At 68.4% G+C, this 13311-nt stretch carries 15 protein-coding genes; 8 read left to right on the top strand and 7 right to left on the bottom strand.

What is annotated here, in order from left to right; all coding sequences use genetic code 11:
• Positions 1-148 precede the first annotated feature (148 nt).
• The 4 genes from ACN0RJ_RS10090 to ACN0RJ_RS10105 all read right to left on the bottom strand — a co-directional run bounded on the left by ACN0RJ_RS10090 (position 149) and on the right by ACN0RJ_RS10105 (position 4331).
• On the bottom strand, positions 149-511 hold the full coding sequence (locus ACN0RJ_RS10090; protein ID WP_417724171.1) for a hypothetical protein: 363 nt from the start codon (positions 509-511) through the stop codon (positions 149-151).
• Positions 508-1254, bottom strand: coding sequence for a hypothetical protein (locus tag ACN0RJ_RS10095; RefSeq protein WP_417724172.1), 747 nt, complete (start codon positions 1252-1254; stop codon positions 508-510). The genes ACN0RJ_RS10090 and ACN0RJ_RS10095 overlap by 4 nt, the downstream gene beginning before the upstream one ends.
• A gap of 99 nt (positions 1255-1353) precedes the next feature.
• Positions 1354-2580 (bottom strand): sigma-54-dependent transcriptional regulator, encoded by a 1227-nt coding sequence (locus ACN0RJ_RS10100; protein WP_417724173.1) that lies wholly within the window; start codon positions 2578-2580, stop codon positions 1354-1356.
• Positions 2577-4331, bottom strand: a complete 1755-nt coding sequence (locus tag ACN0RJ_RS10105) for a sensor histidine kinase (RefSeq protein ID WP_417719056.1) — start codon at positions 4329-4331, stop codon at positions 2577-2579. Before ACN0RJ_RS10105 ends, ACN0RJ_RS10100 begins: the two co-directional genes overlap by 4 nt.
• A 60-nt stretch (positions 4332-4391) precedes the next feature.
• Here ACN0RJ_RS10105 and ACN0RJ_RS10110 point away from each other — a divergent pair, with 60 nt between their 5' ends.
• Positions 4392-5570: a cytochrome P450 gene (locus ACN0RJ_RS10110; RefSeq protein WP_417719055.1), complete on the top strand. Its 1179-nt coding sequence runs from the start codon at positions 4392-4394 to the stop codon at positions 5568-5570.
• 9 nt (positions 5571-5579) lie between these two features.
• On the opposite strand, the gene ACN0RJ_RS10115 is transcribed toward ACN0RJ_RS10110, so the two are convergent.
• Positions 5580-5882, bottom strand: a complete 303-nt coding sequence (locus ACN0RJ_RS10115; protein WP_417724174.1) for a SelT/SelW/SelH family protein — start codon at positions 5880-5882, stop codon at positions 5580-5582.
• A 26-nt stretch (positions 5883-5908) separates the two neighbouring features.
• Positions 5909-6358, bottom strand: coding sequence for an Lrp/AsnC family transcriptional regulator (locus ACN0RJ_RS10120; RefSeq protein WP_417719053.1), 450 nt, complete (start codon positions 6356-6358; stop codon positions 5909-5911).
• A gap of 153 nt (positions 6359-6511) precedes the next feature.
• Here ACN0RJ_RS10120 and cobA point away from each other — a divergent pair, with 153 nt between their 5' ends.
• The 6 genes from cobA (at position 6512) to ACN0RJ_RS10150 (ending at position 11446) form a co-directional block, all read left to right on the top strand.
• Positions 6512-7282: a uroporphyrinogen-III C-methyltransferase gene (cobA, locus tag ACN0RJ_RS10125; RefSeq protein ID WP_417719052.1), complete on the top strand. Its 771-nt coding sequence runs from the start codon at positions 6512-6514 to the stop codon at positions 7280-7282.
• Complete coding sequence (locus ACN0RJ_RS10130; protein ID WP_417719051.1) at positions 7282-7581, top strand: DUF2849 domain-containing protein; 300 nt, start codon at positions 7282-7284, stop codon at positions 7579-7581. Before cobA ends, ACN0RJ_RS10130 begins: the two co-directional genes overlap by 1 nt.
• Positions 7582-7653: 72 nt before the next feature.
• Positions 7654-9327 carry a nitrite/sulfite reductase gene (locus tag ACN0RJ_RS10135; protein ID WP_417719050.1) on the top strand — a complete coding sequence of 558 codons (1674 nt, stop codon included), beginning with the start codon at positions 7654-7656 and terminating at the stop codon, positions 9325-9327.
• Between the two features lie 6 nt (positions 9328-9333).
• On the top strand, positions 9334-10122 hold the full coding sequence (locus ACN0RJ_RS10140) for a phosphoadenylyl-sulfate reductase (protein WP_417719049.1): 789 nt from the start codon (positions 9334-9336) through the stop codon (positions 10120-10122).
• A complete protein-coding gene (locus ACN0RJ_RS10145) occupies positions 10119-10499 on the top strand; it encodes a DUF934 domain-containing protein (RefSeq protein ID WP_417719048.1) in 381 nt (126 codons plus the stop codon). Before ACN0RJ_RS10140 ends, ACN0RJ_RS10145 begins: the two co-directional genes overlap by 4 nt.
• A gap of 83 nt (positions 10500-10582) precedes the next feature.
• Entirely contained in the window at positions 10583-11446 is an 864-nt protein-coding gene (locus ACN0RJ_RS10150; RefSeq protein ID WP_417719047.1) for a ferredoxin--NADP reductase, read from the top strand.
• A 91-nt stretch (positions 11447-11537) separates the two neighbouring features.
• On the opposite strand, the gene ACN0RJ_RS10155 is transcribed toward ACN0RJ_RS10150, so the two are convergent.
• Positions 11538-12365: a hypothetical protein gene (locus tag ACN0RJ_RS10155; RefSeq protein ID WP_417724175.1), complete on the bottom strand. Its 828-nt coding sequence runs from the start codon at positions 12363-12365 to the stop codon at positions 11538-11540.
• Between the two features lie 220 nt (positions 12366-12585).
• On the opposite strand from ACN0RJ_RS10155, the gene infC reads away from it, so the two are divergent.
• The gene (infC, locus tag ACN0RJ_RS10160) at positions 12586-13131 is read left to right on the top strand and encodes a translation initiation factor IF-3 (protein WP_417719223.1); all 546 of its coding nucleotides are present in this window, start codon (positions 12586-12588) and stop codon (positions 13129-13131) included.
• Positions 13132-13311 lie beyond the last annotated feature (180 nt).

Consider the following 13311-nt stretch of genomic DNA (forward strand, 5'->3'; position numbering starts at 1 on the left):
CGTGCGAATTTCCGCACAGCCCGCGAGTCTCCCGGCCTCTTCTGGCCCGAAATATCCCGGGGGAGCGCGCGCCGCGGCGCGCGCGGGGGCAGAGCCCCCTCTTCCCGCAACGCCCCGCGACGTCGCCGGGCATGGCGCAGGCCCCCCGCTACTGGCTGAAGGTTCCGGGGGACATCTCGAGCCCGGGCGCCCATGTCGGACCGGCGGGGAGCCGGTCCTTTGGCGGCATCCGGTACGTCCGGCTTTCCCCGAGGCCGCGCGACACCTCACCGATCGCATCGTAGAGCCGCGACCGGCATCCGGCCTCGGTCACCTGCCCGGCCATTTCCGTGCAGGCCCTTGCGTATCCGTTCCTGTACCCGTCCTCCGTTCCGGCCAGGTAGGCTTCCTCCGAGGCCGCCCTCAGGCAGGCGCCGCTATAGCTGCCGTCGGCCTGTCCGTTGCAGGCCTCGGGTGCCGCCAGCGACGCCAGCGGCCAGAGTCCCGCGCCGATCATCACGCTCCACCTCATTCGTCCTCCTCCGCACAGGCCATCAATCCGGGATTGTTGGTGCACATGTCCTCCTCCTTCGCCCTTTGCGCGGCCCCGGCCACCGTCCCGCCGGACGGCCCCACCGGCACCCCTTCGACCCGCATCGCCCGTCCGCTCTCGGTCATCGAGAGTTCATGCACGAAATTGCACGTCCGCATGGCACCGTCGGGATCCTCGGGATCGGGACAGAGCGCGACGCTCTGCAGCGGAAAGACCTCGACCGTGCGGATGGGCAGCGCGAAGTATTGCGGCAGCAGCATGGTGACGATCCCGCCGAACATGAACATCACCCCCGGCGAGGTCGCCTGCAGCGTCATCCAGCGGTTGTTCTCCGACGGCACCGGGATCGGCGCCACCGTCGCCTCTCCGGAGATGCCGCCGGGCGCGGGCGGCCCGCCGGTGCCGGCGGACAGGACGGTCCGCGCGGTGACCTGGCGCAGGATGAACACGCCGCCGATGGCCGACAGGGCAAGGCCGACGACGAAGGCGAAGCCGGTGATGAAGGTGCGCAGCAGGATCGAGAAGGTCACGCGCCGTTCGCGCAGGATCAGGGCCTCTCCGAAAAAGCCGTTGGTGCTGTCCTCGTAGACCGACCGCTCGAAATCGAGAAAGTCCGAGAACAGGAAAAGCGCCAGTCCGAACAGGATGAGGACGAAGAAGGCGATGAAGGTGATCACCGCGACCAGGTAAAAATCCTTGTCCTTGACTTCCACGACAGCCATGGCGGGCCCTCCAAAGTCAATGATCTGAAAATGAATTGGGAGGCAGCATCGCATGAAACGCTCCGAAATTCAATTCAGGATTGAATCCGGGGCGTCGGACTACCGGAAATCCTCGGGCTTCAGCGCGTATTTCGCCAGCTTGTCGTAGAAGGTCTTTCGCGGCAGTTTCAGCGCCACGGCGGCGGCCCTCGCCTGCCCGCCCGCGCGTTTCAGCGCATCCGCCAGCAGCGACCGCTCGACCTGTGCCAACCGCTCGTTCAGGCCCAGCCCCTCCGAGACGCCCTCCGCCTCGCCCAGCCCCAGCGCAAAGCGCATCGCGGCCGACATCAGCGCGCGGGTGTTGCCGGGCCAGTCCCGTGCCATCAGCGCGGCGAGCACGTCCTCGGTGATGTCCGGCGCATCCAGCCCGGCCTGCTCCGCCGCCTGCGCGACGTAGTGGCGGAAGAGCACGGGTATGTCCTGCGGGCGCTCGGACAGCGCCGGAATGTGGAACTGCATCACCTCGAGCCGGTAGAACAGTTCGGCCGAGAGCGTTCCGGCCTCCACGGCGGCGCCGAGGTTTTCGACCGATCCCGCGATCAGTCGGGCGCCGCCGGCGTCCAGCATGTCGACCAGCGCAAGCTGGGTGTCGCGCGGCAACTGCGCGATCTCGTCGAGAAACAGCGTCCCCCCCGCGCAGTTCGACCAGACCTCGGCCAGCTGCGCCCGCCCCAGCCCGTTGGCCGAGCGTTTCTGGAACGGTCCCTTGGCGCGGGCCGAGGACAGGTGCACCACCTCCGCCACCTTCGAGATCCCCGAACCGCGCGCCCCGGTGATGAGAACGTCCGTCCCCGCCCGCGCCGCAGCGCGCACCCGGGCGCGCATCTGTTCGGATTGCGGCGAGGTGCCGAAGATCATCCGCGCCGCCGGATCGCCGGATTCGAGCTGCGCCTTGAGACGGCGGTTCTCGAGCACCAGCGCACGGGTGCGCAGGGCGCGTTCGATGACCGCCGTCAGATCCCCCGGCGCGCAGGGCTTTTCGAGGAAATCGAAGGCCCCGGCGGACATCGCCCGCACCGCCATGGGAATGTCGCCCTCGCCCGTCAGCAGGATCACCGGCAGTTCCGGGTCCTGCTGGTGGGCATAGTCGAGCAGGTGAAACCCGTCGCGCCCCGGCATCCGGATGTCGGACACGATGACGCCGGAAAACTCCGGCGTGATGTTGTCCTTGGCCTCGACGAAGCTGCCAGCCGTGATCGCGTCGAACTCCGCCAGTTCCAGCGTCTGCCCGAGCGCCTCGCGCACCGCCGCGTCGTCGTCCACCAGCAGCACCCGCCGGATCGTCATGTCGCGTCCCCCGCCTGTCGCAGTTCCATGGTAAAGCGCGCGCCCTGCCCGGTGTTCTCGCCGCGCAGCCGGCCTCCGAAGCCCTCCACGATCCCGTAGGAGATCGACAGCCCGAGGCCCATGCCCTCTTCCGCGCCGACCTCCTTGGTCGAATAGAACGGATCGAAGATGCGGTCGGGTTCCGAGATGCCGGGCCCGGTGTCCTCGACCGAGAGGCGCACCGTCCCCGCCGCGTCGTCGCGGGCCACGCGCACGACGATGCGGCGGGTGTCGCACTCGGCCATGGCGTCCATGGCGTTGCTCAGCAGGTTGACCACGACCTGCCCCAGCCGCACCTCGCCGCCCATGACCATCGGGCGGGCCTCGGGGCGCTCCCACTCCACGGCGACGCCGGATTTCTCGATCCGGAGTTGCAGCACTTCCAGCGCGCTGTCGACCACGCCCGAGAGGTTGACCGGCGTCGCCGGCCCCGGTTCGGCCCGCGCGAAGGCGCGCAGGTTCTTGATGATCCGCCCCATCCGGTGCGCCATGTCCGAAATCCGCCCGAGGTTCTCGGCCGCCTTCTCGGGCCGGTCGCGGTCCAGAAAGGCCTTGCCGTTCTCGGCGAAGCTGCGGATCGCCATGAGCGGCTGGTTGAGCTCGTGGCTGATGCCCGCGCTCATCTTGCCGAGCGCCGTCAGCTTGCCCGCCTGCACCAGCTCGGCCTGGGCGCGCTTCAGCGCCGCTTCGGCCTCCTGACGTTCCTCGACCTCGCGGCGCAGGGCAACGTTGGTCTGTTCCAGCGCGCGGGTCCGGGCCGAGACGCGATCCTCCAGCACCGCGTTCACCTCGGCAAGGGCGCGGCGCCGCTCCAGCGCCAGCCAGAGCAGCGCACCGAAGAACACCACCCCCGCCGCGACGATCGCCGCCTGCAGCGCCGCGAGCCGCCGCGCCGGGCTCACATCCATCAGCAGGACGCCGGTCATGCCGATCACCGGCAGGTCGGCCTCGAGCCGCAGGGCGCGGGCGGGGATGTAGGGCGACCAGCGCTGCAGCCAGACCACGTGCCCGCCCGGCGCCTGCACCTCGATCCGGCGCGCCTGACCGTCGGGGGACAGCACCTCGGTCGGGCCGAGACGGCGCCAGTAGAGCAGTTCGCTGCGGTTGGTGACAAAGACCTCGCCCCCCGCATCGGTGAAGAACACGGTCGGCAGCGAGCCGCGCCAGGCCTGTTCCAGCCCGGCGATGTCCACGGCGACGATCAGCGCCCCGCGCACCTTGCCGTCGGGGCCGAAGCCGGGCGCGGCAAAGTAGAAGGCGCGCGCGGTGTCCCCCGGCCCCGGCCCGTGCGACACGCCGAGCGCGCCGGTCATGGCGCGGATGAAATAGGGGCCGGTGGGGATGTTCGCGGGCGATGCCTGCCCCGAGGTGGCAAGCACCCGACCGGCGGTATCGACATAGACCGCCGACACCGCGCCGATCCGGTCCGAGGCATGCAGCAGCATGGCATCCGCCGCCGCGCGCGGGCCGCTGTCGTGCAGCGCCGCGATGGCGGGGTGTTCGGCGGTCAGCACGGCGAATTCCCGGAACCGCTGCAACTGCGTCACCAGCCGGTCCGAGGCGAGCGCCAGATCGCTCTCGCCCCGCGCCACGACAGAGTCCAGCGCCTGAAGGTAGGCGTAATGCCAGACGCCGCCCGCCAGCACTGCCGTGGCGGCCAGCGACAGCGCCACCAGCGAGGCGCGACTGCGATGAAGGGCGCTGCGGATCATGGCCGGCCTTCTAGCAAGCATCGGCTTGCCAGGAAAGCCGAGGTAGGCCAGCTTGCCGCCATGCTGAGCCTTGCGCAATCCCCGACCGATCCCGCGTTCGTCCGAAATCCCTATCCGTTCTACGAGCGCCTGCGCGCCGGGGGCGATCTCGCGTTCTGGGAGGACTACGGCATGGTCTGCGCCGTGTCGCACCGGGCCGTGCAGGCGCTGCTGCGCGACCGCCGTTTCGGGCGCGAGGCGCCGCCGGGTCCGGCGCGCGTCGTGCCGCCGCATCTCGAACCCTTCTACGCGGTCGAGGCGCATTCCATGCTCGAACTCGAACCGCCGCGCCACACCCGGCTGCGCGGGCTGGTACTGCGTGCCTTCACCACGCGCACCATCGCGGCGTTGGCACCGGGGATCGCGGACCTGGTGCACGCGCTGCTCGATGCCGCGCCGGAGGGGCCGTTCGACCTGATCCCCGCGCTCTGCCAGCCGCTGCCCGTGCGCGTCATCGCGCGCCTGCTCGGGGTGCCCGAGGACATGGCCCCGCAACTGCTCGCCTGGTCGGGGGCGATGGTCGCCATGTACCAGGCCCGCCGGGATCGCCAAATCGAAGAGGCCGCGGCCGGCGCCGCGCAGGCGTTTTCCGACATGCTGCGCGAGCACATCGCCGCCCGCCGACGGGCGCCGCGCGACGATCTGCTGTCCGAGCTGATCGCCGCGGAGGAAACCGGAGACCGGCTCAGCACCGACGAGATGATCGCGACCTGCATCCTTCTACTGAATGCCGGGCACGAGGCCACGGTGCACAGTCTCGGCAACGGCGTGAAGGCGCTGCTCGAACGCGGGATGACCGTCACCGCCGAGACGGCGGCGCGCAGCGTGGAGGAGGTCCTGCGCTTCGATCCGCCGCTGCACATGTTCACCCGCTGGTGCTACGAGGACTGCGAGATGTTCGGCCATCGCTTCGCGCCCGGTGCGCAGGTGGCGCTGCTGCTCGGCGCCGCCAACCGCGACCCCGACCTCTGCGCCGATCCCGGCCGGTTCGATCCGGAGCGCGAGCCGTCGCGCCACACCAGCTTCGGCGGCGGTCTGCATTTCTGCGTCGGCGCCCCGCTCGCACGGCTCGAAATGCAGATCGCCCTGCCGATCCTTTTCGCGCGCCTGCCGCACCTGTCGCTGGCCGAACCGCCGCGCTATGCCGACCTCTACCACTTCCGCGGGCTCGAACGCCTGATGGTCGATCCCGGCCGCTGAGCCCCGCCGTCAGCCCGGCACGCTGTCGTTGTGCCCGAGGTCCCTGCCCGGCGCGATCACGTCGCGCAGGCGGCGCTTGATCTCCTTGGGCTCGGGAAAGCCGCCGTCGCGCTTGCGCTCCCAGATCAGGGTGCCGTCGACGCGGATCTCGTAGATGCCGCCGTAGCCCGGCACCAGCGTCACTCCGCCCAGATCCTGCCCGAAGGTCGACAGCAGTTCCTGCGCCATCCAACCCGCGCGCAGCAGCCAGTTGCAGCCGGTGCAATAGGTGATGCTCACCAGCGGGCCGGGGATTTCCGAAGGTTCGGACATGGGTTGTCTTCCTGTGTTGCGGCGGGTTACAACGGCAGCGCCGTGGTCGACTTGATTTCCTCCATCGACAGCAGCGCGGTGACGTTGTGCACCTTCACCTCCGAGATCAGCGCCTGGTAGAAGGCATCATAGGCCCGGGCATTGCGCACCCGCACCTTCAGGATGTAGTCGATATCCCCCGCGAGACGGTGCGCCTCCTGCACCTCGGGACGTTCCCGCAGCGCCCGCAGAAAGCGGCGCTGCCACTCTGCCTCGTGCTCGGAAGTGCGGATCAGCACGAAGAAACAGGCCTCGAAACCCAGCTTCTCGGCATCGGCAACGACGATCTGCGGACCGATGATGCCGGCCTCGCGCATCTTGCGGATCCGATTCCAGACCGGGGTCTTGGAAGACCCCACTTCGCGGGCGATGTCATCCAGCGATCTGCCCGCGTCGCGCTGCAGTTCCAGAAGGATCTTCCGGTCGGTCTCGTCCATCCGCACTCTCTTTCGTAAATCCGCCCCCGTTCGGAACACTGGTTCCGCGAGCGCCGCCACGGTAGAACAGCTTTCCTTATTTCGCCAGAGGCATGGCCCATCGGGGGGATATTGTCCTATATTGAGGGCAGACCACAACCCAAGTCAGGCGACATGATCCAGACCCAACCCCTTCAACCGGGCCAGGTAGCCTTTGTCGGCGCCGGCCCCGGCGACCCCGAGCTGCTGACACTCAAGGCGCTGCGCGCCCTGGCGCAGGCGGATGTGGTGATCCACGACCGCCTGGTGTCGGACGCGGTGCTGGCCCTGTCCAACCCGGAGGCCGAGCTTCTGGACGCGGGCAAGACCGGCTTCGGCCCGGCGATGAAGCAGGATGACATCAACGCGCTGATCGTCACCCATGCCCGCGCGGGCGCCCGGGTGGTGCGGCTCAAGTCCGGCGATCCGGGCGTCTTCGGTCGGCTCGACGAAGAGATCGACGCACTCGACGCGCGCGGGATCGACTGGCGCATCGTGCCGGGGATCACCTCGGCCACGGCGGCGGTCGCCGGTCTCGGCCAGTCGATGACCCGGCGCGGCCGCAACAGCGGCGTGCGGCTGATGACCGGGCATGACGTGCAGGGCTATGCCGACCACGACTGGCGCGCCCTCGCCCGTCCCGGCGAAGTGGCCGCGATCTACATGGGCAAGCGCGCCGCGCGGTTCCTGCAGGGTCGCCTGATGATGCACGGCGCCGATCCCGCGACTCCGGTGACGCTGGTCGAGAACGCCAGCCGCGCCGACGAGCGGCGCATCGCCACCACGCTGGCCGCCCTGCCCGCGGTCCTCGCCGCCGAAGCGGTCGACGGCCCCGCGGTGATCCTTCTCGGCCTCGCCCCGCGCGCGGCCGCCACCCTACGCCTCAACAGACAGGAAGTGTCCTGATGTCCAAGAGTTTCTCTCCCAAGGTGATCACCGCCAACGCGCTGATCGAAGGCGACGTGATCTATCTCGCCGAAGACGACGCCTGGGTCCGCGACCTGGCCTCGGCCGAAGTGCTGACCGACGAGGCGATCGCGCAGGTGCGCCTGCTCGATGCGCAGTCGCGCGCCTCCGAGGCGGTCGGCGTCTACCTCGCCGATGTCGCCCCCTCCGAGGAGGGTCCGCAGCCGACGCATTTCCGCGAGGAATTCCGGCGCACCGGACCGTCCAACTACTTCCACGGCAAGCAGGCCGGCGCCTGAGCCAAAGACCACGCAAATCTTTTTGAAAAGATTTGCAAATTCCTTTCAAGGAATTTGCGGGAGAGACCACAGATGTACCACTACAACGACTTCGACGCCGCCTTCGTGGCAGAGCGCAACCGCCAGTTCCGCGACCAGGTCGAGCGCCGCATCTCCGGCGCGCTGACCGAGGACGAGTTCAAGCCGCTGCGCCTGATGAACGGCCTCTACCTGCAGCTGCACGCCTACATGCTGCGCGTCGCGGTGCCCTACGGCACGCTGAACGGGGCACAGATGCGCCAGCTCGCCCTGCTCGCCGAAAAGTGGGACAAGGGCTACGGCCATTTCACCACGCGCCAGAACATCCAGTACAACTGGCCCGAGCTGCGTGACATCCCCGACATGCTCGACGCGCTGGCCGAGGTCGGCATGCATGCGATCCAGACCTCGGGCAACACCATCCGCAACGTGACCGCCGATCACTTCGCCGGGGCCGCCGCGGACGAGCTGGCCGACCCGCGCCCGGTGGCCGAGCTGCTGCGCCAGTGGTCCACCGATCACCCCGAATTCCAGTTCCTGCCCCGCAAGTTCAAGATCGCCGTCTCGGGCAGCGTCAACGACCGCGCCGTGGTCAAGGCGCATGACATCGGCATCGAGATCGTCGAGAAGAACGGCGTCCAGGGCTACCGCGTTCTCGTCGGCGGCGGCCTCGGCCGCACCCCGATGATCGGCAAGGTGCTGAGCGATTTCGTCCCGCAGGAGGATCTGCTGCCCTTCGTCGAGGCCACCGTCTCTGTCTGGAACCTTCTCGGCCGCCGCGACAACAAGTACAAGGCCCGCATCAAGATCACCGTGCACGAGCACGGCATCGACGAGATCCGCGCCCTGGTGGAGACCCGCTTCGCCGAGACCAGGGCCGCCTTCAACGGCGCCGACCTCGCGCTGTTCGACGAGATCGCCGCGCAGTTCCGCCCGCCCGCCTTCCGCAACGCGCCCGAAGACGCCTTCGAGCGCGCCTACGAGGCCGATCCGGTGTTCCGCGCCTGGGCCGACAGCAACCTCTCCGAGCATCGTGCGCCGGGCTATGCCATCGCGCAGATCTCGCTCAAGGCGCATGGCGCGACGCCGGGCGATGCCTCGGCCGGGCAGATGCGCGTCATGGCGGACATCGCCGAACGCTTCGGCCATGACGAGCTGCGCGTCAGCCACGAGCAGAACATCGTCCTGCCGCATGTCCACAAGTCGGACCTGCCCGAGATCCACGCCATCCTGAAGGCACACGGCCTCGGCACCGCCAACATCGGCAAGATCTCCGACATCATCGCCTGCCCCGGCATGGACTACTGCGCGCTTGCCACCGCCCGCTCGATCCCGATCGCGCAGGAGATCGCCACGCGCTTCGACGAGCTGAAGATCGAGAACGACATCGGCGAGCTGAAGATCAAGATCTCGGGCTGCATCAACGCCTGCGGTCACCACCACGTGGGCCATATCGGCATCCTCGGCCTCGACCGTGCGGGGGTGGAGAACTACCAGATCACCCTGGGCGGCGATGCCACCCAGACCGCGGCCCTGGGCGAGCGGACCGGCCCCGGGTTCCCGGCGGAAGAGGTCGTGCCGGCCATCGAACGCATCGTGCAGGCCTACATGGAGCAGCGTGAAAGCCCCGAGGAAACCTTCCTGCAAACCTATCGCCGCCTCGGCATGGCGCCCTTCAAGGTCGCGCTCTACGGGGAAGACGCCGGCAAACGTGCAAGGGCGGCCTGAGGTCCGATGACACTTCACCTTCCCCAGAAAGCCGCCGCCGGCGACCGGGCCCTGCCGCCCGAAGAGCTGGCCGACCTGCGCGCGCGGGTCGGTGCGCTGAACGCGCGCTACCGCCATCACGGGGCTGTCTCGGTGATGGAGGGGGCGCTGCGCGACCCCGAAGCGGGCAACATCGCGATGGTGTCCTCCTTCGGGGCGGAATCCGTGGTGCTTCTGCACCTCGTCGCGCTGATCGACCGCAAGACGCCGGTGCTGTTCATCGACACCCGCCTGCTGTTCGCCGAAACCCTCGCCTATCAGCAGGAGGTGGCCGAGCGGCTGCACCTGACCGACGTGCGGGTAATCCGTACCGACGAGGAGCTGCTGGCCCGCCAGGACCCCTACGGCGCGCTTCGGCTCACCGACAAGGACGCCTGCTGCGGCCTGCGCAAGACCCTGCCGCTGGAACAGGCCCTGTCGGGCTTCGACGGATGGATCACCGGACGCAAGCGGTTCCAGTCCTCCAGCCGCTCGACGCTGGAATTCTTCGAACTCGAGGAAGACACCGGCCGCATCAAGGTCAACCCCCTCGCCCATTGGGCGCCCGACGACGTGCGCGCCTACATGGACGAAAACCGCCTGCCCCGTCACCCGCTGGTGGCCAGGGGCTACCCGTCCATCGGCTGCAAGCCCTGCACCTCGCCCGTGAAACCGGGAGAGGACCCGCGCGCCGGCCGCTGGCGGGGCGAGGACAAGACGGAATGCGGCATCCATTTCGGCAATGGCACCGCTTTGAGACAAGGACCGACCACATGAGCGTTATCGTCACCGACACCGGCTTTGCCGCCGACGACTGGACCGCGGGCTTCGACGGCCCGGCCGTGCGCGACCTGCCCTCCGACACCGCGCCCGACGCGCTGGAGTTCGACGGCGCCGAGATGATCCGCATCGACTTTCCCTCCTTCGCGGACGGGCGGGGCTTCACCCTCGCGCGGTTGCTGCGGCTGCGCGGCTACACCGGACGGCTGCGCGCCAGGGGGCACGTGATCTCGGACCAGTACGCGATGGCGCGCCGGTCGGGCTTCGACGAGGTCGAGATTTCCGACGATCTCGCCGCCCGACAGCCCGAGAAGGACTGGCTGTTTCGCGCAAATTGGCAGCAGCACGACTACCAGTCGCGGCTTCGGGGCTGAAAAAAGCTTTGAACCGACCTGCATCAACGCTAGAAGAGAGGGACGGGAGTTTGTTTGCACACAAACGATCCCGCATTGTTGACATGACCGAGATGACACCCGTGACCGAAGCCACCGCCAGCAAAGCCGACGCGCCCAAGAAGCTCGTCCTGCCCGATGCCCAGACCGTCACCGAGGTGAAGCACTGGACCGACCGGCTGTTTTCCTTCCGCGTGAGCCGCCCCGCGACGCTGCGGTTCCGCTCGGGCGAATTCGTGATGATCGGCCTGATGGGCGATCCCGACCCCAAGACCGGCAAGCAGAAACCGCTGCTGCGGGCCTATTCCATCGCCTCGCCCTCCTGGGACGAGGAGCTGGAGTTCTACTCGATCAAGGTGCAGGACGGCCCGCTCACCTCGCGCCTGCAGCACATCCAGCCCGGGGACGAGATCATCCTGCGCCCCAAGCCCGTCGGCACGCTGGTGCATGACGCGCTGCTGCCCGGCAAGCGCCTGTGGTTCTTTGCCACCGGCACCGGCTTTGCGCCCTTCGCCTCGTTGCTGCGCGAACCGCAGACCTACGAGGATTACGACGAGGTCATCATCACCCATACCTGCCGCGAGGCCGGAGAGCTGACCTATGGCCGCGAGCTGATCGAGGGGCTGAAGACCGACGAGCTTCTGAACGAGGTCATCGGCGAGGGCTTCTGGAAGAAGATCAAGTACTACCCCACCACCACGCGGGAAGAGAGCGCCAAGATGGGCCGGATCACCGACCTCATGCGCTCGGGAGAGGCCTTTGCCGATCTCGGTGTCGAGCCGCTGAACCCGGCGACCGACCGCGCGATGATCTGCGGCAACCTGGCGTTCAACCTCGAACTGAAGGCGATGCTGGAGGAATACGGCCTGGAAGAAGGCGCGAATTCCGATCCCAAGCATTACGTGGTCGAGAAGGCCTTCCTGGACTGAAGCCAGGCATCCGGAACAACGAAGGCTGCGCAACGGATTGCGCGGCCTTTTTCATGTGATGCATCAAGAAATCCGCCGGGTGCGGTCCGGCTCAGAGCCCGAGCTTCTCGCGCAGCGTCGTCAGCACGGTCTCCAGATCCTCGGGCGTGTCGCGCGCCTGTTCCAGCGCGAGCCTGGTCGAAGTCTTGACCAGCGGTGCAAGGTCGGACCCGTCGATCAGCGCGACCGCCTTGTCGTAGTCGAACCCCTCCACGGTCAGCACCTGCTCGGCCTCGGCCGTCGCCTCCGGCGTCATGGTCGCGGTCGCGGAGGTGGCCTCGCCGGCGGTATCCTCGATCGCGCGGGCGGTGTCCGCCGCCGCGTCGGAGGCTGCGGCCATCGCCCCGTCCGCCGCCTTGCGGGCGTCGGATGCAGCCTCACCAAGCGCGGTTTCGGCGTTGGCCGCCACGTCGCGCGCCGCATCGGCGGCCGAGTTCACGGCGGATTTCGCGGAGTCCGCCGCCTCGCGGGCATTGTCCAGCGTCGCTCCGCCGGTCTGCGCGGCGGCCTTGCCCGCGGCATCCGCCGCACGGGCCGCGGCATCCGCCGCCTTCGCGGCCTTCCCGGCGGCCTCGGTCGCTGCGGCAGAGATCCGGTCCGCCGCCCCCTCGCTTGCCTCGCTCACCGCTTCGGCGGCGGAATCCGCCGCCTCGCTGGCCGCGTTCAGCGCTTCGTTTGCGGCGGTGGCGGCCTCTTCTGTGGCCGAGGTCACGGCGGCATCCGCCTCGGTCGCCACCTCCTCCGGCCTGTCGTCGGGAACAACGGTGTCGCCCACGCTCTCGGCGAGGGTCGCCACTTCGTCGCCGCTTCCGTCGCGCAGGGCAAGCGCGAGCCCTCCCACCACCAGCAACCCGATCACCACGAGAATCACGTTCTTCATCGGCTTGTCTCCCTTGTCAGTGTCCTGCCGAGCGGCCCGTTTCGACGCCTGCGGCGACGGTGCCGGGCCCTCCGCGATTGCATGTGCGCCGCCTTTGCGCCGTCATCAAGGGGAACGCCCCCGGCGTCGGCCCCGTTCCGCCGATTTGAAGCTTGAAAGCCCGGTTCGCGAAGTTTACCTTGCGCCTCCGTGGATTCCACAGAAACGAAGGGAAAATACCATAGCTCGCAGACCCCACAACGCGCCCCCCACGCGTGACACCGGCCCCCGCGTCAACGATCGCATCAGGGCTCCCGAAATCCGTCTGATCGGCGCGGAAGGCGAAAACCTCGGCGTTGTCACGCCCGCGCGCGCGATGGATCTCGCCGAGCAGGCCGGTCTCGATCTGGTGGAGATCTCGCCGAACGCCGCGCCGCCGGTCTGCAAGATCATGGATTTCGGCAAGTTCAAGTACGAGACCCAGAAGCGCGAGGCCGAAGCGCGCAAGAAGCAGAAGATCATCGAGGTCAAGGAGATCAAGTTCCGTCCGGGAACCGATACCCATGACTACGACGTGAAGATGCGCTCGGTGCTGAAGTTCCTCGAAGGCGGCGACAAGGTGAAGATCACCCTGCGGTTCCGCGGCCGGGAAATGGCGCACCAGAACCTCGGTCGCGAACTGCTGGAGCGGGTGGCGGACGACGTCAAGGAAGTGGGCAAGGTCGAGAACATGCCCAAGATGGAAGGCCGCCAGATGGTCATGATGATCGGCCCGGTCAGCAAGTAGTCCGGACCCGGTTTTCGAGACGTGAACGAACCCGCCGCATCCCGGCGGGTTTCTTCTTTGGCCGGCCTCGCGTGCCGGGGCTCTGCCCCGTCCGCGCCCCTGGCGCGGACTCCCCGGGATATTTCGGGCCAGAAGAGGCCCGCGAACGCCGGGGGGCGGGCCGCCCGGACCGCGTGTCAG

The organism is Salipiger sp. (assembly GCF_048261495.1).
In the GTDB taxonomy this organism is placed as follows: domain Bacteria; phylum Pseudomonadota; class Alphaproteobacteria; order Rhodobacterales; family Rhodobacteraceae; genus Salipiger.

Coding starts and splice junctions, on each gene's coding strand:
- ACN0RJ_RS10130 (WP_417719051.1), top strand. CDS start 7,282: ATGTCCAAGAGTTTCTCTCCCAAGGTGATCACCGCCAACGCGCTGATC.
- ACN0RJ_RS10140 (WP_417719049.1), top strand. CDS start 9,334: ATGACACTTCACCTTCCCCAGAAAGCCGCCGCCGGCGACCGGGCCCTG.
- ACN0RJ_RS10150 (WP_417719047.1), top strand. CDS start 10,583: ATGACCGAGATGACACCCGTGACCGAAGCCACCGCCAGCAAAGCCGAC.
- ACN0RJ_RS10100 (WP_417724173.1), bottom strand. CDS start 2,580: ATGACGATCCGGCGGGTGCTGCTGGTGGACGACGACGCGGCGGTGCGC.
- cobA (WP_417719052.1), top strand. CDS start 6,512: ATGATCCAGACCCAACCCCTTCAACCGGGCCAGGTAGCCTTTGTCGGC.
- ACN0RJ_RS10115 (WP_417724174.1), bottom strand. CDS start 5,882: ATGTCCGAACCTTCGGAAATCCCCGGCCCGCTGGTGAGCATCACCTAT.
- ACN0RJ_RS10120 (WP_417719053.1), bottom strand. CDS start 6,358: ATGGACGAGACCGACCGGAAGATCCTTCTGGAACTGCAGCGCGACGCG.
- ACN0RJ_RS10135 (WP_417719050.1), top strand. CDS start 7,654: ATGTACCACTACAACGACTTCGACGCCGCCTTCGTGGCAGAGCGCAAC.
- ACN0RJ_RS10095 (WP_417724172.1), bottom strand. CDS start 1,254: ATGGCTGTCGTGGAAGTCAAGGACAAGGATTTTTACCTGGTCGCGGTG.
- ACN0RJ_RS10105 (WP_417719056.1), bottom strand. CDS start 4,331: ATGATCCGCAGCGCCCTTCATCGCAGTCGCGCCTCGCTGGTGGCGCTG.
- ACN0RJ_RS10145 (WP_417719048.1), top strand. CDS start 10,119: ATGAGCGTTATCGTCACCGACACCGGCTTTGCCGCCGACGACTGGACC.
- ACN0RJ_RS10090 (WP_417724171.1), bottom strand. CDS start 511: ATGAGGTGGAGCGTGATGATCGGCGCGGGACTCTGGCCGCTGGCGTCG.
- ACN0RJ_RS10110 (WP_417719055.1), top strand. CDS start 4,392: ATGCTGAGCCTTGCGCAATCCCCGACCGATCCCGCGTTCGTCCGAAAT.
- ACN0RJ_RS10155 (WP_417724175.1), bottom strand. CDS start 12,365: ATGAAGAACGTGATTCTCGTGGTGATCGGGTTGCTGGTGGTGGGAGGG.